We start from the raw sequence: 19,971 nt of genomic DNA, 5'->3' as shown, positions 1-19,971 counted from the left end.
TGAAATTAATCTCTTTCGATTTTTGTAATTCCACGCATGTATGGACGTAGAACTTCTGGTACGGTAATTGATCCATCTTCATTTTGATAGTTTTCAATAATTGCCGCTAAACAACGTCCAACAGCTAATCCAGAACCATTTAAAGTGTGAATAAATTCAATTTTACCTGTATCTTCACGTTTGAATCTCATATTTGCACGACGTGCTTGGAAATCTGTACAGTTTGAACATGAACTGATTTCTTTATATGCATTATAGCTTGGTAACCATACTTCGATATCATATGTTTTAGCACTTGAGAATCCTGTATCTCCAGAACATAGAGTGATAACACGATATGGTAAGTTTAATTTTTTAAGAATACTTTCTGCATGACCAGTCATGATTTCTAATTGTTCATAAGAATTTTCAGGTTTTGCAAAACGTACCATTTCAACTTTGTTGAATTGGTGAAGACGGATAAGACCACGAGTATCACGACCAGCACTTCCTGCTTCTGATCTGAAACAAATACTGAATGCTGTAACACCTTTTGGTAACATATCTTCTGTTAAGATTTCACCGTTGTAGTAGTTAGTTAATGGTACTTCTGCTGTTGGGATAAGAGTTAATCCTTCAGATTCAACAGTATAAACATCTTCAACGAATTTAGGGAATTGCCCAGTACCAAATAATGCAGTTCTATTAACTAATTGAGGTACCATAAATTCTTCATATCCGTGTTCAACTACATGAGTATCAATCATAAAGTTGATTAATGCACGCTCTAAAAGAGCTCCAGCTTTTTTGTAGAACACAAATCTACTACCAGAAATTTTTGCAGCACGTTCAAAATCAGCAATATCTAATTCTTCAACTAGATCCCAGTGAGCTTTTGGTTCGAAATCAAATTCTCTAACTTGACCAATACGGCGAACTTCAATATTTTCATCTTCATTCTCTCCAATTGGAGTCTCATCAGAAATTAAGTTAGGAATTCTAATAATTTTTTCGTTAATTTCTTCAGCAATTTGTTTAACTTCAATATCGCGTGTTGTTATCTCATCAGAAACGTGTTTCATTTCAGCGATTACATCTGAAGCATCTTCACGTTTTCTTTTTAAGATTGCAATCTCTTCACTTTTTTTGTTACGAAGTGCTTTTAGGTCTTCTACTTGAACAAGAAGTTCACGACGTTTTTTATCTAAGTCGATAAGTAAGTCAACTACACCAGTCTCTAAGTTTCTAGCAGCTAATTTTGCTTTTACCATTTCAGGATTTGCTCTAAATAATTTAATATCTAACATATTTATATTCTCCTTTTGTATATTATTTTTAAAATCGAATTTACATATAAAATAAAAAATCCCTTACGTCAAAGACGTAAGGGACGATTAATTTCTATACCGTGGTTCCACCCAAATTCAATCTTAAAGATTCTTAAAAAATTATATTTGATATTATTTATAGTAGAATTTTAAAATAAACAATAAGTACTTTCAGCCAATGTACTCTCTCTGGAAAAGTTTTTAGATTAAAACATGTCTATAATCAAATTATATATATTTATTTAAATTAATTTTACTCTATGATAAGCTTTGTTGTCAAGTATTTTTAGAAATTAATTTATTTTTCTTCGGCTGTTTTCTCTGTAGTATTTTCAGATTTTGATGTTGTTGTTTCTTCGTTAGTGTTATCTTTATTGTCATTTGAAGTTGTGTTGTTTTCAGAATTTGAAACTTCTTTTTCTGCGTTAAGAGTTGTACTATTTTCGTTATTTGTTTCTGAAGTTTCTTTTGGTTTAGCGCTTGAAACTAGGGCAGCTAATAACTTATCTATATCGTTAATTAAGATTGTTTCATTTTTCCCACCAAGGTTGAAATTAACAGCTTTTCCATATGGTGTTTCTATTACATTCATACTATCTGGAGAAAGTCTAAAGATACCAGCAAGTAAGTTTAATTTTGCAGATTCTTCTGGAGTAAGTTCAACTTTTTTAGTTTCTGTTGTACTTTCGTCTTCAGATGTGTTGTTTTCAGTACTTGTTGTGTTTTCATCTTTAGGTGTGTTGTTTTCAGTACTTGTTGTGTTTTCATCTTTAGGTGTATTAGTTTCACCACTTGGTGTACTATCTACCTTATTATTTTCACTAGTTGTAGAGTTATTTTCTTCTTTATTACTTTCATTATTTGATGATGAATTATTAGTTTCATCTTTTTTACCTGCATATTTTTCGAAATCTGCGTTATCATAATTTGCTTTAGAAAATTCAAGTGGGAATGATGGATCATTTGCTTCTTTAGCGAACTGATCTGCAGATGAACGAAGTGTCATACCATCTTCATCTTTTACATTTAGTTTATTATAGTTTTCACCAAATTCAGGTTGAGTACTTGTGTTATGCTCAAGGGCATAATGAAGAGCATTTTTCGCATTGATAAGTCTTGTAACAAGTGTTCTCATTGGTGTTCTTGTTATAAATGCTTGAGATTCGTAAGAATCTTTTACAAGTGAAGAAAGTTCCTCACGTAGTTTATTATCAATCTTGTCACTATCAATGTTTTCTAAGAAATATTTTATATAACTTACTGTAGTAATACTTTCACGGTCTTCAAATTTTTGTAATTCATCTAATAAGTGATTGATTTTGTTTAAAGTATTAACATCTTTGTTTTCACTAGCTATGTTTAATTCATTAGTTAACTCTACTTTTGAAAGATTGTACTTTTCAATATCGTTATCTTTAATACGGTTTAATAAAGTATTATATTTTTTAACAAATTCATCATTTTTAGAAGTATCAGCATTTGTTTCTTCTTGAATGTATTTTTTATCGAAGTTATCTAACATTTCTAGGTAACCTTTGGTAGAGTTAGTTGGTAATTCTTCAATTGTCGCACGTAACTGATCTAATGCACGATTAACACGATTTGCTTGTTTTTTATCATTACTATGTTTAGCAATATTATTTGCTTTTAGTTCATCAATGTGTTTAAATACAGCTTCTTTGTCAAAATCACCAGCAACATAAGTTCCAGTTATATTAGGAATTCTATTTTTATAGTAAATATCTGCTCCTTTAGATAGGATTTTAACGAAATGATCGTGATCACCATGAGGGATTACAAATTTGTCACCATCTCGTTTAATCTTATCAGCAGGAATTCCTGTACGTTTTGATAAAGCAAGTAATTCATTTTCGAAATCAACTTCATCGTCGCCTGTAACCTCAGGAATATGGAATTTATCACGAGGTATTAAGTATGGATGAATATGAGTTGGATCATATGCGTGAGCAGGCTCGTTAAATACAAAGAAGTCTTTTGTAACTTTAACAGCTTCTTTTGGTACTCCATAAACCTCAGCGATATAATTAATTTGTTTTTGAATTTCATCAGTAATATTTACTTCAGTCTCATCAACATGAATTGCATTAAGTAACACTGTGTGGCTGTGATCACCATGAGGATAAGTTAATGCTTGTCCATTTTCAGTTTCTACTAATTTAATTAATTTAGGATTGATACCTAATATTTTTGCTAAATGGTTAATTTTTTTAGTAACTTCTTCAGAATAAGTTTCATTCTTACTTTCAGGTTGTTTATTTTCTGCTTTTGGAGTCTCTTTAGGCTGAGTTGCAACATTATTATTATTATTATTATTATCAGACTTACTTTCAGGTTGTTTATTTTCTGCTTTTGGAGTCTCTTTAGGTTGAGTTGCAACATTATTATCAGAATTTATTTCATCTAAAAGTGTAGTTGTTCCATTGTAAGAAAGAGCATCCCCTTTTGCTGTAGAAACATATTTAATAGTATTTTTATCAATATTATTTTTACTTGTTAAGTAGTTTATTTTTTCAGTTACTTTATCTTCTAATTCTTTATATTCTTTTTTAGCTTGTTCTAAATATTTTTGAGGGATTAGTTTTTCAAATTTAGAATTTACTAATTGTTTATAATAAACGAAGTGTTGGTGTCCATTGTGATCAATAACTAATCCTAATGATGTAGGAGTACCTACTGTATTTTCATCTAATACAAAACCATCACTAGTTTTAAATTGAACTCCAGCGAATGATAAAACGCTAGGTTTTACTTCTGTAACATTATCTTTTTTATTATCTTCTTTTTTCACTTCAGGTAAAGAAGGAGCAGGAATAACTGGAGACGGTTTAACATTCTCCACTGGTTTTTCTACTTTATTCACTTCAGGTAAAGAAGGAGTAGGGATAACTGGAGATGGTTTAACATTCTCCACTGGTTTTTCCACTTTATTCACTTCAGGTAAAGAAGGTACTGGGATAACTGGAGACGGTTTAACATTCTCCACTGGTTTTTCCACTTTATTCACTTCAGGTAAAGAAGGTGTAGGAACAACCGGAGTTGGTTTAACTACCTCTACAGGTTTTTCTACTTTGTTTTTAGGAATGTAGTGGAAGTGATCTCCATGACGTACTGTATAACCATTTTCATCTTCACTTACAATATCTTTAGGATTAAATTTATATCCATCTGAATCTTCGTGATCTGATGAATGTTCATGATGATCATGGTGACTGTCATTTACTATATTACTTTTCGGTGTATTTACTACAGTTGTATTAGTATTTGTAGTAGTTGCTGGAGCTTCAGTGTTATTTACTAAGTATTCCCATTTTGTACCTACTAGTTGAGAATAAGGTATTATGTGTTGGTGACTACCGTGTTTAACTATAAATCCAAAACTATTTTTTCCTATGATGTCATTTTCACCTTTAAAGATATATCCATCGCTTGTTGGAGTAGTTATTCCTGCAGTTGATGCTGGTAACGAACTGTTAGTTTCTACTTTGCTTGCTTGTGATAATTGAGAACTTGATAGCTCGCTTTTCTTAATATAGTGGAAATGATCGCCATGACGGACTACATAACCATCTGCAGTTTCACTTACGATATCTTTAGGGTTAAATGTATAGTGATCTCCGCTCTCTTTAGATTCATTAGCTTCTCCATGGTGATGGTGATGTGCATGAGCTGAGATTTCTTTAGCAGTTTTTTCATCGACAATATTACTTTGGTTTATTCCTTCTTTAGGATAGTAGTAATATTTACCGTTAACTTTTATAACATAACCTTCTGCAAGTTCATATTGAATGTCTTCATCTTTTAATTTATAATCTTTATTTTTATAAACTAGTGAATCAAGAATTTTAGCGTTATAAGGGACTAATCCTTTTTCATAGTGACTATGATCACCGTGAAGTGTCACATATCCATCGTCAGTGATTTCACTAACCACGACTGAACTAACCTTATCTGAGTAATTAATTTTCTTTGCTTGTGCTGTATTTTGTACTAGAGGTGTTGTTTCATATGCTTGTTGTCTTCCGTATTCATAACCAGCAAAGGCTGATAGTCCGATTACAAGTGAACCACAGGCACTAGTAATAATCATTTTTTTCTTGTTCATATATTTTCTCCTTAAATTTTCAATTCAAAACAATTCCGATTTATTATAACATGTTTCATATAGGTTGTAAATAAAAATGTTTACGATTTATGGATTGTAAGAAATATTTGAGGAAATTGAATTTTATATTATATTTTTGTAATACTAATTCACATCGATTTGATAACGAATTAAATTATATTTTTTCAATAATATTTATGTTATAATAAATTGAAAATTAAATTTTAGAGGAGGGTACTTATGACACAATTTGATTTTGAAAAACTAGTTGATGCTGAGTATTTATTAAATAATAGAACTAATGAAGATATAGTAGTTATCGATGCACGTGGTGGAATGCTTGAAGAAGGTGCGTTGATGTATGATAAGGCAGTGGTTGTTGACTGGACTGATATAAGTTTATTAGATGAATTTGGAGGAGAGAATTTAGGTAAATTGTTATCAAAAGATAACTATGAACAAATTTTTTCTAAGCTTGGTATTAATGCTGATTCTGAAGTGTTAGTCTATGGTTTTACAATGCCAGAACAAGGATTTGGAGATGAAGCACGAGTAGTTTATACATTCAATTATGCTGGATTTGATAAAGTTAAATTTATTGACGGTGGCTTTAAACAAGTTGAAAAATTAGGGTTTAATAAGAATTATGAGCCGACTGAAGATAGATTAGATGTTAGCGATGTAGTTCGTAGCGAAGCAACTCAAAACGAAAAAGCTATATTTACAGATGAATTATTATCAAAATTAGGAAGTAATGATGTACAAATTATAGATACTAGATTAGAAGTTGAATTTAATGGTCGCGTAATTTACGGTGAAAATAAAGCTGGCCATATTCCTGGTGCAATCTCTTTACCGTTTAATTCTTTAGTTGATGAAGAAGGATTTGTAAAATCTAGAGAAGAGTTAGAAAAATATGTAAATGAAAAAGGTTTAGATAAGGATAAACTACAAATTACGTATTGTACAACTGGAGTACGAGCTTCTTATGTAGCTGTAATATTAGAAGAATTAGGGTTTAATGTAAGAAACTATGAACCTTCATTTGCTAGATATGCTAATGTTGGCGAAGTTGAATAGTAGATGCTTCTTTAATAATTATTAAGTAATGGAAGGATACAAATAATGATTAGAAAAGCAATAAAAGATGATATAAAGGTATTAGAAGGATTGCAGGAGTTTATTGAATCTTTAGAAATCGACATATTGAAGAATTATTCTATAGTAAAAATCCAAGACATTCTAAAATTTGTATTTCTGTCAGAAGATGATAGATTTAGTTATAAAAATTGCATGGTTTATGAAAATGATGGAAAAATAAAAGGATTCTCATTTTCTTATCACTATAATGAAGTAGAAAAGATGAAAAAATTCTGGTTTAATGAGGTTGTTAAGAAATTTAATTTAAAACAAGATGACATTATATTTGATTATAATGAAGTATTGGAAAAAGAGTTTTATTTAGATACACTATATGTTTTTTCTGAGTATAGAGGAGAAGGTGTTGGGAATAAATTATTAACAAATTTTGTCAATAGCAGTAATACTTTATTAAGTTTAAATGTTGCTCAATCGAATATTAGAGTAAGAAAACTATATGAAAGTTATGGGTTCTATAAAGATTGCGAGATTTATATAGGACATGAGAATTATGATCATCTAATTAAAACAAAATAACACATCTATTTTCTGAAAATTTAACACAGTTTTAAAAATATATATTACCAAATTGCTAAAATATGTGATATAATTAAGATTATGTATTAGACATAAGGAGAAATAAGATGGTTGAACTATTAAGAAAAGATCAAAAAGTTGAGAATACATGGGATTTAGAATCAATTTTTAAAACAAATGAAGATTTTTGGAATCAATTTAAAGAAGTGGAAGAATTAATACCACAAATACAAAGTTATAAAGGTAAGGTTAAAGAAGGTGCTAAAGCTCTTCTAGAAGTTTTTAAAGCTGAAGAAGATATGATGTTAAAAGTCGAACAATTAACAATTTATGCATTTCTTAGAAAAGACCAAGATAGTACGAATGCTGAATATGGTGAATTATATGCTAAAACAATGAATTTAAATTCTAAGTTTTATGCAGAGTGGTCATTTTTAAAACCTGAACTTCTTTCAATTGATGAGGATGTACTATTAGGATACGTAGAAGAATTAGATGAGTTAAAAGTTTATAGATTTGAATTAGAAAAAATTAATAAAAAACGTCGTCATACTCTGGATCCAGAACAAGAAAAAATAATAGCAATGGCTGGAGAAGCACTAAATGCTAGTGATGAAACTTTTTCAGCATTAAATAATGCAGATGTTGAATTTGAGCCAGTTGAAGATAAAGATGGAAATAAACATACTTTAACACATGGAACATATGGTACATATATGGAAAGTACAGATAGAGTTCTTAGAAAAAATACATTCCATTCTCTATATAACTATTTTAAAAAGCATAATAATACATTGGCATCTACATTAGGTGGAAATTTAAAACGAAAAAAATATTATGCTGATGTTTATAAATATACATCAACAAGGAATAATGCATTATCTAACAATTTAATACCAGAGGAAGTGTATGATAATTTAGTATCTGTAGTTAATAAAAAAATTCCAGCTTTACAAAGATATTACGAGTTACATAAGAGAGCCAAAGGACTTGAAGATTTTAGATTATATGATAGATCAGTATCAATGGTAAAAGGAGAGCCGATTAAATTTACATTTGAAGAAGCTCGTGATATAGTACTTGAAGCTGTAAAACCAATGGGTGAAGAATATGTTAATGATATGAGAAAAGCATTTACAGAACGTTGGATAGATATTTATCCTAATAAAGGAAAACGTTCAGGGGCGTATTCATGGGGAGGTTACACTACAAAACCATTTATTCTATTAAATTTTGATGGAACGTTAAATGATGTGTACACACTTATACATGAATTAGGTCATTCAATGCACTCGTACTATACTAGAAAAAACCAACCATATGTTTATGGAAATTATTCAATCTTTGTTGCAGAAGTAGCATCAACTTGTAATGAAGCATTGTTAACAGAATATCTATACAATAAATTTGAAAAAGAAGGTAACAAAAATGGAATGCTGCGTGTCCTTAACCAAGCGTTAAGTGGGTTTGTTGGTACAGTATATAGACAAACTCAATTTGCAGAGTTCGAACACAAAATAAACCAACAACTTCAAAACGGGGGGGCTATAACAGCAGAATATTTAAATACTGAATATTTCAATGTGGTGAAAAAATACTATGGTGATGTATTTACTTACGATGAAGATATAAAATATGAGTGGTCAAGAGTTCCACACTTCTACTATAATTACTACGTATATCAATATGCTACTGGTTATTCTGCAGCACAAGCATTATCAAAATTAATACTAGAAGATAGTAAAAATGCTAAAGTTTACATAGATGAATTCCTTTCAAAAGGAAACTCGGATTATCCAATAGAAGTATTAAAAAATGCTGGTGTAGATATGTCTAAACCAGATGCAATTGAATTGGCGCTTCAAGATTTTGAAGAAAAAATAGAAAAATTTGAGAAATTATATTTCTAATAAATAATATAAGAGATTCAAAATCGGATTTTAAAAAATCACGATTTTTGAATCTCTCTTTTTTTTATTGTAACTAATACCAATTCAATTCTATTGTTTATTCTTATAGGAAACGAGCTATTTCCTAGACCACGCGAAACAATCAATGTCGAACTGTCTTTTGTGTAACAACCACTTGTGTATTTTGGAAAGAATCCTTGACTAGGTGAGAAAATACCTCCTATAAACGGAATTCTCCATTGGCCACCATGGGCATGTCCTGAAAAAATCAGATCATATTTTGCTTCTGCATAGATTGGAAATTTCTCGGGACGATGTGACAACAAGATGTTGAAATATTCTGAGGAATATAGATTGTCTAATGTTTTCTTGAAGTTTGCACGGTGATTTAAGTTATCTTCATTTTTGAAAAAATTATAATCTTCTACACCAACTAGATTTATAAAATCTTGATTACGATTAAGAAGAATACTTTCATTGTGTAAGTGGGTAATTTTAAGTTTTGATAACATAACTTTTAACTCAGCATATTCTTTAGGCAACCTAAGTTCATGATTACCTGATATAAAATAACAAGGGGCAATTACAGAAAGTTGGCTTAAGATATTATAAGCTACATCCATATCATTTTTATAACTATCTAAAATATCTCCAGTAATTACAATAATATTCGGTGCAAATTTTTTGATTTTACTTAAGAAGGATAAGTCACTTAATCCAACTTTATCGCAGTGAATATCGCTCACTTGGGCAATTTTAAAATTATTAAAAGAATCGGGAAGATTATTAAAATCAAGTGTAGTTTTAGTTACTTTTAGTTTTTTATTTTGTTTAATTATAGAACTAGCTGCTAGAATAGGAGCTAGTACCAAAAATTTTCGATTCATCTATTCCACCTATTATAAAAATTTAAGAAAAAGTAATGTTTATTTATAATATTATTTTATAATTACGACTGTGTAGAAACAGTATAAAAATATAATTTTAAATAAATGTCTTACTATCTTAAAACATTATACCATAATGCTTAAAGTATGTTAAAATATAAAGTGATTATTAATATGAAATTAGAGGAAATTTGTATGATAAATATTGAAAAGATTGATAATATAGCCGCTTCTAGGAAGTATCCACCGACACCACCACAGTGGCAAGCTATAGCCATTACAGGAGCTGATATTCTTGTTGCTGCCGCAGCTGGAAGTGGTAAGACAGAGGTTCTTTCTGAAAGGATAGCAAGAAAAGTAGCGACAAAAAGATGGGATATTGATAGATTATTAGTCTTAACATTTACTACCGCTGCTGCTAAAAATATGATAGTAAGGATAGAAGATAAAATTAGTGAAAGATTGCTTTCAACAAATAAAGAAGAGGATTTATTGTTCCTTAGAAAGCAGAGAATGCTAATGAATGATGCTTATGTTAGTACTATTGACAGCTTTTGTCTAAATGTATTGAAAAAATTCTATTATCTTGTAGAGGAAAAAATTGATAATCAAATTAAATATTTATCGCCTAACTTTGGTATATTAGCAAATAGTAAAGGATTATTGAGTGAAACAATAGGAAACGTACTAGAAGAATTGGTTAAAGATGATTCTAGTAGTACAGATTTATTGTTTACAGTTTTTGGCTCTAAACAAAATATAACTTCTTTTATTATTGATATATACTATAAGCTTTTAAATATACCTAATTTTCAAAAATATTTAGAAGAAGATTTTGGAAAATTTAATTCTCTTTATGAAGATAAACTTGCTATTGATAATAAAGAAATTCTTGATAAATTTAGTAGAGTAGATGAATTAACTACAGTAGAAAATATAAAAATAGCATCTGATTTTTGTTTTTATATTAAAAAATATCTAGAAAATTCTAAAAAACAGTACGATATAGATTTTATTTCTCTTGTTAATTTAGATGTTGATAAGAAAGAAAAGATCATAAAATATCTTCAACAAGATGAAGAAACATCGAAGAGTAATCAAGAGAATCTTGAGGAAATTGAAGTTATTATTGAGAAACTAAATAAACAATTAGAAGTTGAAGACAGTGTATATGACACAGCGACATTAGCAAGTATACAAACTGACCTTAATGATTACATTAATTATTTTAAAACCATAGAAAAAATGACTGAGTTATCAGGAACTATTACAAAAGTTCTTAAGAAATTACATAATGATTTTATTAAAAGAAAAAGAGAAAACAATTTTTTAGATTTCTCTGATTTAAACCATCTTGCTATTAAGGCTTTAACTAAAGAAGAGAATGGTGAGATTATCCCAAGTGAAGCAGCAAATTATTATAGAGAATATTTTTATGAAATATATGTAGATGAATATCAAGATAATAATAATTTACAAGAATATATTCTAAACCTAATAAGAGGAGAAGGTGTGAACTTCTTTAGAGTAGGAGATGTTAAGCAAGCAATTTATGGTTTTAGGGGTTCTAATCCAGATCTTTTTGAACAAAAGTATAATAGTTATAGAAAATTGGAAATTGATAACTATAGTGTAAATGAGGAATATTCATTTGAAGATGATTCTGAAGGTGTTTGTGTAGTATTAAAAGAAAACTTCAGAAGTGATGAGAATATATTGAAATCTAGTAATTTTGTATTCAATAGATTGATGGGAAATAAGAATGCTGGTGTGAGCTATGATGAAGATAGCGCCCTTTATTATCCAGAAGCAAAAGAGCGACAAGATACAGAAATTATTCCAACTAAGTTAATAAATGGTAAGGTGAACTATTTTACAGGAGAAATAGTAGAAAATAAAAAAGATTATAGGGAACAATCTATAGAAAATATTGTATATGAGATTTCGCAAGGGATAAAGAATGGAAGGAAATATAGTGATTATGCTGTTTTAGTTAGAAATAGTACAAAAATGTCTAGTTTTAAAGAAATATTTAGCAATTACAATATTCCATTATTTTTTAAAGAAAAAGTTGGATTTACTGAATCTAATTGTTTTAATATATTGTATAACATTCTTAGATTTATTGATAATACTAATAGAGATGCTAGTTTATTAGCCATTTTGCATACTGAGATCTTTGATTATAGTAATGATGACTTATTGAGAGTATCATTACAAAAAGGAAAAAATCTTTTTGAGAAGTTAACAAATAGTGAAAATAAAAAAGATAGTCAGACTACAAATCTATTAAAAAAATGGTTGAATTTTAGTTTGAATAACTCTTTACCGACTTTAATAGAATGTATATCTCTAGATACTGATTTTAAAAATTATTTAGTTACAATAGGTGTAAATGACGAAGAAATTGATTATTTCGAGAATTTTGTAGATGTTGTAAATGAATATCAGAAAATTGATAATAAACTATCTGGTTTAATTAGGCATTTGAAAAATATAAAAAATGAAGAGGTATTTGAAACTAAGAAAAGAACACCAAATGATAGTGTTACCTTATCAACAATTCATATTTCTAAAGGATTAGAGTATAAAGAAGTATTTGTCGCTGATCTTGATACTTCATTTAGTAAAAGAGGTTATACAGGAGAAGGGTTATTCACAGAGACTTTTGGATTAAGTCTTAATGCTGAGACTATAGCTCAAAGTTTCGGTCTAAACAATTCTAGACTAACAGAATTAAACGAATTATATAAGTTAAATAGTATTTTGATAAAACTACGAGAAAGAGAAGAAGAAATTCGTAACCTATATGTGGCACTAACTCGAGCTAAAAATACATTGTATCTTGTAAGTTCAAGTGGAATAGAATTAAATAATGAGAAGGCAAAGGATAAGTCTCTCTTTCAAGCTATATTAGAAGATGAAAACTTTGAAACTATATTAAATAACTTACTGAGTGATTATGAAGAAGGGTTTAGTTTTGAAAATGAGCGTGATGCAAAATTTGAAGCTCATGAAGTTGTTCCATCGATTCAAGAACAAGAAGCTAGTCTAGACTTTGACCTAGCAGATTTTTATGAAAAGTTTGAATTAAAACAACATACTACCGAAGAAATTGAAGAAGATAAGATTAAACATAAGGTGTTTCCAACGAAAACCTCATACAGTGCCTTGAAAAAAATTAATGGTGTTAATAATATAAACTTCAAAAAAGAAAAAAGAGGTTATCTAGAGTTAAATACATTGAAAAGTTCGACATCTACAAGTAAAGCAATACTTAGGGGTAATATTGTTCATAAACTTTTTGAAAAAATAGTTAATGATATTAAATCAGGTGTCGAAATTAATGATGTGGAAGCTTATCTAAATAATTTAAAGAAAACAGATGATTTATTTAAAAATATTAAAGAGAGTAGAATATTAACAGAAGAAGAGTTTAATAATATAAATAATAAAGATGACATAGAAAGAATAGGTAACTTTATTAATAATAAATTAATGGATATTATTAATAATTGTCAATTTTGTCAAACTGAAATAGCATTTACCACTGCGAAAAAAGCCAAAGAACTATACAGTGAAAGTGATAGTGAAATAGATGTAATACTTCAAGGGGTAGTCGATTTATTTATTAAGATATCTGATGATGAAGCTATTATCGTTGATTATAAGACTGACTATGTGACTAGTAAAACTGGGGAAGATATTTTACGTGAAAGACACAAGGAGCAACTAAGAATATATAAAGAAGCGGTAGCGGAATATTATCAATTAAAAAATATTAAAACATATGTTTATTCTTATGTACTTTCTAAACTGATAGAAGTTGAGTAAAATCTATGACGTTGTTAGTAAGGGATAAATATGATATAATAGAAAGTAATTTGAATAATTACTATATGGAGGTGAAAACATGAAATATATAGTTTGTAACAGTGAAACAGCAGTTCTAAATAGAATGTATGATGAGTTTGAAAAAAATCTTGAGGATGGTGCAGTTATTTGCTTGCCTGAAAATATTATTAATACACAATTTACGAATAGAATGATAGATGATAATCAAACAGGGAAATATCGCTATAAACATGTTATATTATTAGGTCAACGTGAATTTGCTGATATTGATATTGAAGAGAAATTTGGATTATATAGATATGCAAGACATGAGCTATTTAAAAAGTTAGATTTAGAAGCTAAAAACATTTATTATCCACAAGCACTAAATAGTAATGAATGTGAAGAAGATTTAAATAGTTATAAAGAGGTATTAGAAGAAAATCCAATAGATGTTGCGGTAGTTTTCTTAGGATCTGATGGGGGAATACTTGATTACCGTTTTGCTGATGAGGTAAATAAAAACCTTCATATTGTTGAATTTTCAGAAGAAGAAAAATCTCAATTACAACAAGCAGGTATGGAAATCAAAGGTAATAAATTAATAAGCATTGGATATGAAAACTTAATGTCTGCTAGAAATTTATTTGTTGTAGTTTTAGGTAATGACAAGAGAAAATACATAGCAGAATTATTTGAAAATGAGGAATCAGAAAATAAAACGATACTATCAATTTTGAATAATCACAAAAATTTATTTATTTTTACTGATAAAGAAGCAAGTTATAAATCAGAAGAAGAGGTAAATAGATTAATAAAACAAAGACAAAAAAAATTGGAAATTAAAGAACGTGAAGAAAGACTTCAAAATGAGGAGAAAAAAAAGGATAGGTAATAAGTATGAATGATTATCAGAGAATTATAGATTATGATTTTAGTGATACGGTTCTTGATGATAAGCTTGTTGTAAAATTCAAACTAAAGAAAACATTTAGTGAAGATCAGTTTATCAGTCTGTTTTCGCCAAAAAAAGGTGAAAGATTTATTATAAGAACACCAGATACTAAAACATCTATAATCGGTATAGGTTATGAAGCAACATGGTTACTTGATTCTAATGATTTTCTAACTAGTTTTGATAACAGTAGTATTTTATCTGGGTTTGAGGAATTAAAAGCGCAGGTAACAGTTTTAGAAATTGATGAACACGATGATGAGTATTTTGGAATCTATGGTGGTATTTCAGATGGAAATAACAAGAACAGTCAGGAATGGGTAGATTTTAGTGATACATCATTTGTAGTTCCTGGAATACTTGCTGTTTTTAAAGGTGAAGAAGTTTTTATAACATTGTTCTTTAATATGAAGGAAGAAAAAGAGTTTTCGGAAATATGGACGGAGAGAATCTCATTTTTAAGCAAGCTTGATGATGATAATGAGATTTCTAACGATCCCAAAATATCGGTAGTTAGAGAGATTTATCCGGAACTTTGGCAAGAAAACATTAGAAAAGCTCTTCTTCAAATTGAAAAAGAAGAACTTAAACGTATAGTACTATCAAGAAAAAATTTAATATTATTAGAAAATAATACTTCACTAGGAGCAATAACTAAATACCTGTTGAGTAGAAATAGATATTTTATAGCATTTGAATCAAAAAAGAGTTTATTCATCACGACAAATCCATTAATTTCATTAGATTATACAGATAAAGATTTAAAAGCACATCTTTACTTAAAAAAAGAAAATTTATTTAATAATGATTACTCAATTATGTTTGATGAAGAAGAAATTATTCATGAATATAAAGAGAATTTTGAATCTCAATTTGAAAGTGAATTTAGAGTATATGACGATAAGACTTTGATGGGGAAAAAACTAGATGTGTTTTCAGTTTTAAATGCAAAAGTAGAAGATTCTCAAAAGGCAATTAAATCACTTAGCCTTCTATATCCGATGCCAATAATAAAAGGATATCCTGAAAGTGTTGCGAAGAAATTTTTTGATGAAAATTATAATGTTGGTTATGGTTTCTGGTATTCACCATTCGGTTATGTTACCAATAAACTCGATGCTAAGTTTTATACTTGTGGAAACATGATGGTAGCTCAAAATAATATGATTACATTATTTACTAGTATCTTATTATCCAAAGATGAGAATTATAATGAAGTATTAGAGAAATCTAACAAAATTGTAAGTTCAAGTCTGAAGTTATTTGATCATTAGGAGAGTGTAGTTATGGAAAAAAGTACTATGAAAAAAGGTGCCATTCTTACTCTGTTAGGAGCTACATGTTGGGGATTATCTGGAGTATTAGGTGAGTATTTACTTAATATTTCTAAAATAGATTCAACTTGGGTAATTTCCAATAGACTATTTTATTCAGGTATAGTTCTAGTAATTATTTTATTCTTAAAAGATAAGAAAAGCTTGATGAATGTATTTTCGGATAAAAAAGATATTTTAAGATTATTAAATTTTTCATTTTTAGGATTACTTATTTGTCAAGGTACATTTTTTTTAGCGATTAAGTATACTAATGCAGGTATGGCAACTGTTATTCAGTTTACTGGACCAGTAATGATTATGAGTTATTATTGTATTATAAGTCGAAGATGGCCGCTGCCTCGTGAAGTCGTTGCAATAGTATCCTCATTATTTGGGACTGTTCTTATGGCTACGCATTTAGACTTTAGTAAATTAAATATTTCCACTTTAGGGTTATTTTGGGGAATATTTTCTGCTTTTGGACTAGCTAGTTATAATATTTCATCAGTAAATTTAACAAAGAAATATGGAGTTATACCGATAATGACCTGGGGGCTTTTAATTGCAGGATCTGTAGTATATTTTGGTACAGGTAGCAACTATATACCTTCAAACTTTTCTCTTATGGACTTTTTATGCATAACGGGGGTTGTTATTGTAGGAACAATAATGTCATTTTCACTATATTTAGAAGGAGTAAGATTGATTGGAGCTGTTACAGGGAGTATAATCGGATGTTTTGAGCCGATAGCAGCAATAGTCTTTTCATTCTTATTATTAGGAACAACATTTGGTCTAATAGATATAATCGGAGCTGCATTTATCTTATCTGCAGTGGTAGTGCTTAGCAAGAGATAAATTGTTGTTGAAAAATTTAATATTAAATAACAAGAACTTGAAAATAACATTTAGTGTGAGTTATTTATTCAGGTTCTTGATGTACTTTAAAGATAATATTTAATTAAAATCAAGGATTTATATTGATGTTAGAATGAATTTCCATGTGATACATGGAGAAAGGAAAAAAATGAGTAACGTAAAATTTGATGAAATGTATAAAAGTATGAATACTAAAGAACTTACAGCTTTGGCTAAAGAACTTGGTGTTCCAAGATATTATACATTAAATAAAAAAGAATTAGTATTAGCAATTTTAGAAAAACAATCAGTAAGTGAAGAGCATTACTATGCTTCTGGTATTCTAGACGATATTCATCCAGAAAATGGTTTTGGTTTTTTAAGAACAGTTGATTATAAAAAAGGAGAAACAGATATTTATATTTCCGCTTCTCAAATTCGTCGCTTCGAACTGAAAAAAGGTGATGAAGTTTATGGTAAGGTTCGTAAACCTCGTGAAGGTGAAAGATATGCAGGTATACTTCAAGTTGATAAGGTTAACGATGTCGATGCAGAAGTTGCAAAAGGTAGAGCACATTTCCAAGCTTTAACACCGATTTATCCGAATCAGAAAATTGTTTTAGAGACTACTAAGGAGAAACTTTCTACAAGATTTGTTGACTTAGTAGCGCCAATTGGATTTGGTCAACGTGGATTGATTGTTGCACCGCCTAAAGTTGGGAAAACAACATTATTAAAAGATATAGCAAATTCTATTAGAAAAAATTATCCTGATAAGAAGTTAATTATCCTTTTAATTGATGAAAGACCAGAAGAAGTTACTGATATGGAAAGATCTGTAAGAGGTGCAGATGTTGTAAGTTCAACATTTGATGAGACTTCTGAAAATCATATCAAAGTGGCAGAATTGGTTATTGAGCATGCTAAACGTCGTGTAGAACTTGGTCAAGATGTAATTATACTTATGGATAGTATAACGAGACTTGCTCGTGCTTATAACATTGTTGAGCCTAGTAGTGGTAAAGTCTTAAGCGGAGGGGTAGATCCATCAAGCCTTCATAAGCCAAAAGCATTCTTTGGAGCAGCAAGGAACGTAGAAGGTGGAGGAAGCTTGACTATAATAGCAACTGCCTTGATTAATACTGGTTCTAGAATGGATGATTTAATTTTTGAAGAGTTCAAAGGAACTGGAAATATGGAGATAGTATTATCGCCTGAATTAGCTTCAAGAAGAGTTTATCCAGCTATTGATTTCTTGAAGAGTTCTACAAGAAAAGAAGATTTATTACTAACAGAAGATGAAGTAAAAATATTATGGCAAACTCGTAGAAAACTTGAAGATGTTAGTGAACCAACTATTGGTGTGTTAAATCATCTTAGAAAACATGAAAGTAATGCTGACTACATTGCTGAAATGAAAAAATTTATAAGAGATTAATTTCTAGATTGTATGATTAATAGACAGGTTATGTTCTCTATGGTATAATCTCATAGAACATATTTATTTTAGGAGGATTACATTGGAAACAATTAAATTTTTAATTGATTTTGTATTGCATATTGACAAACATCTTGGTGAATTAATGATGCAACATGGACCATGGTGGATGTATGGGATAATATTTTTAATTATCTTTATCGAAACTGGTGTTGTATTCATGCCGTTTTTACCAGGTGATTCATTATTATTTGCTAGTGGAGCACTATGGGCAGCAACAGGCAATAATATCTTTTTACTATTATTTTTATGTGTAAGTGCTGCTGTTATTGGAGATAATTGTAACTATTTTATCGGAAGAAACTTTTCTGATTACTTAAAGAGTAAAGCATGGTTTAAAAAATTTGTGTCTGATGAAAATATAAAAGATGCTGAAAACTTTGTAGCAAAACATGGAGGAAAATCTATTTTCTTAGCTAGATTTTTCCCGATTATCCGTACGATTGTGCCATTTATCGTAGGAGCTGGTAAGATGAAATACTCTAAGTTTAGACTGATAGATTTCTTTGGAGGACTTTGTTGGTGTACGTTATTTGTATCAGTAGGGTACTTTTTTGGAAATATTCCATTTGTTAAGAACAACTTCTCTGTAGTTGTAATTGCTATTATTTTAATCAGCTTAATTCCATTAGTTATTGGAGCAATTAAATCTAGAAAAAAAGCATAAAATAATAGGGTGTATAATAATTAGTGTGGATGAGAAAAATCCATACTAATTATTTTTTTATTAATTAAGAAAGTAGTTACAAAAGAAATATTTGTACATTTTGTTATACAAAAAAGTAAGGGAGTGACTCAAAAATCGTGATTTCGTAGAAATCGATTTTGTCGAGTCCCCCCGCACAGTTTATTAGATATCTAAAAAGCTTTTATAAAGCGAATTTAGATATCAATAAACCACTGCGTCTATGAATTATCATATACATTTTGTTAAAATTTAGGACTTTTGAGTCAGCCCCTTGCCAGTATGAAGATAACTAAATATAAAAAATAAAACAATCTATCAAATTTGATAGGGAGATAAATTCAAAGTTAAATTAATTATATAAGGGACTTGAATTTAAAAATGTATTTATAATGAATATAGATGAGAATTATCCTTATTTGTATAAAGCAAACTATGAAAAAGTTAGATAAAAATGTATTGTTAGAAACAAATGTAGAAGAAGAAAGATGATTGCTTTATGTAGTAATGACAAGAGTAGAAGAAAGATTGTATATATAGGGCATAAAGATAGTAAGTTTATAAAAGAATTAAAAGAAATAGAAAGTATTTTGACAGAGTGTAAAGAGTGATGTTTTAACAAATATTTTAAAAAATTAAATAAAAGACTTGTATTTTTTATTTTTTTACCTTAAAATAAATCTAATAATTTATTTCTAATATCGAAAAAAATGTTAAAATTTCTAAAAAATAACAGAAAGAAGGTTCTATTATTATGAAAAAGAAATTATTTTTTGTTTTATTATCAGGTAGTATGTTTTTAAATTTTAATATAGTTGATGCAAAAGGAAGTACAGAAGTTACTACTTTTTCCCAGTATACTATTATTGCGAATGATGGTGGTGGTTCACCATTGGAACCAACTATTAATTGGTAATTATT

Annotated in this window: 13 protein-coding genes; 10 read left to right on the top strand and 3 right to left on the bottom strand. The window is 29.0% G+C overall.

Annotated elements, in window-relative coordinates; genetic code table 11:
- Positions 1 to 5 precede the first annotated feature (5 nt).
- Both serS and O5Y44_RS04220 read right to left on the bottom strand, forming a co-directional pair.
- Positions 6 to 1,286 (bottom strand): serine--tRNA ligase, encoded by a 1,281-nt coding sequence (gene serS, locus O5Y44_RS04225; protein WP_271966115.1) that lies wholly within the window; start codon positions 1,284 to 1,286, stop codon positions 6 to 8.
- 319 nt (positions 1,287 to 1,605) lie between these two features.
- Positions 1,606 to 5,430 (bottom strand): pneumococcal-type histidine triad protein, encoded by a 3,825-nt coding sequence (locus O5Y44_RS04220; RefSeq protein WP_371465600.1) that lies wholly within the window; start codon positions 5,428 to 5,430, stop codon positions 1,606 to 1,608.
- A gap of 240 nt (positions 5,431 to 5,670) precedes the next feature.
- On the opposite strand from O5Y44_RS04220, the gene O5Y44_RS04215 reads away from it, so the two are divergent.
- From O5Y44_RS04215 to pepF, 3 genes are all read left to right on the top strand, one after another.
- Positions 5,671 to 6,510, top strand: coding sequence for a sulfurtransferase (locus O5Y44_RS04215; protein ID WP_271964908.1), 840 nt, complete (start codon positions 5,671 to 5,673; stop codon positions 6,508 to 6,510).
- Between the two features lie 45 nt (positions 6,511 to 6,555).
- On the top strand, positions 6,556 to 7,107 hold the full coding sequence (locus O5Y44_RS04210; RefSeq protein ID WP_271986891.1) for a GNAT family N-acetyltransferase: 552 nt from the start codon (positions 6,556 to 6,558) through the stop codon (positions 7,105 to 7,107).
- Positions 7,108 to 7,214: 107 nt separating this feature from the next.
- The gene (gene pepF, locus O5Y44_RS04205; protein WP_271964906.1) at positions 7,215 to 9,017 is read left to right on the top strand and encodes an oligoendopeptidase F; all 1,803 of its coding nucleotides are present in this window, start codon (positions 7,215 to 7,217) and stop codon (positions 9,015 to 9,017) included.
- Between the two features lie 38 nt (positions 9,018 to 9,055).
- On the opposite strand, the gene O5Y44_RS04200 is transcribed toward pepF, so the two are convergent.
- Positions 9,056 to 9,904, bottom strand: coding sequence for a metallophosphoesterase (locus O5Y44_RS04200; RefSeq protein ID WP_271964905.1), 849 nt, complete (start codon positions 9,902 to 9,904; stop codon positions 9,056 to 9,058).
- Positions 9,905 to 10,099: 195 nt separating this feature from the next.
- Here O5Y44_RS04200 and O5Y44_RS04195 point away from each other — a divergent pair, with 195 nt between their 5' ends.
- The 7 genes from O5Y44_RS04195 (at position 10,100) to O5Y44_RS04165 (ending at position 19,966) form a co-directional block, all read left to right on the top strand.
- Positions 10,100 to 13,738 (top strand): UvrD-helicase domain-containing protein, encoded by a 3,639-nt coding sequence (locus tag O5Y44_RS04195; RefSeq protein ID WP_371465598.1) that lies wholly within the window; start codon positions 10,100 to 10,102, stop codon positions 13,736 to 13,738.
- Positions 13,739 to 13,817: 79 nt separating this feature from the next.
- Positions 13,818 to 14,633, top strand: a complete 816-nt coding sequence (locus O5Y44_RS04190) for a 6-phosphogluconolactonase (RefSeq protein ID WP_271964903.1) — start codon at positions 13,818 to 13,820, stop codon at positions 14,631 to 14,633.
- A gap of 5 nt (positions 14,634 to 14,638) precedes the next feature.
- The gene (locus tag O5Y44_RS04185; protein WP_271986894.1) at positions 14,639 to 15,967 is read left to right on the top strand and encodes a hypothetical protein; all 1,329 of its coding nucleotides are present in this window, start codon (positions 14,639 to 14,641) and stop codon (positions 15,965 to 15,967) included.
- A gap of 12 nt (positions 15,968 to 15,979) precedes the next feature.
- Positions 15,980 to 16,867, top strand: a complete 888-nt coding sequence (locus O5Y44_RS04180; protein WP_271964901.1) for a DMT family transporter — start codon at positions 15,980 to 15,982, stop codon at positions 16,865 to 16,867.
- A 169-nt stretch (positions 16,868 to 17,036) separates the two neighbouring features.
- On the top strand, positions 17,037 to 18,305 hold the full coding sequence (rho, locus tag O5Y44_RS04175) for a transcription termination factor Rho (RefSeq protein ID WP_271964900.1): 1,269 nt from the start codon (positions 17,037 to 17,039) through the stop codon (positions 18,303 to 18,305).
- A gap of 82 nt (positions 18,306 to 18,387) precedes the next feature.
- Entirely contained in the window at positions 18,388 to 19,032 is a 645-nt protein-coding gene (locus O5Y44_RS04170) for a VTT domain-containing protein (RefSeq protein ID WP_371465597.1), read from the top strand.
- 811 nt (positions 19,033 to 19,843) lie between these two features.
- Entirely contained in the window at positions 19,844 to 19,966 is a 123-nt protein-coding gene (locus tag O5Y44_RS04165) for a hypothetical protein (RefSeq protein WP_371465596.1), read from the top strand.
- Positions 19,967 to 19,971: the final 5 nt, after the last annotated feature.

Origin of the sequence: Gemella sp. 27098_8_155 (genome assembly GCF_041433725.1) — a bacterium.
GTDB classification, from domain to species: domain Bacteria; phylum Bacillota; class Bacilli; order Staphylococcales; family Gemellaceae; genus Gemella; species Gemella haemolysans_D.
The sequence above is the reverse complement of the archived record's forward strand: the minus strand, read 5'-3'. Positions and strand labels throughout refer to the sequence as shown.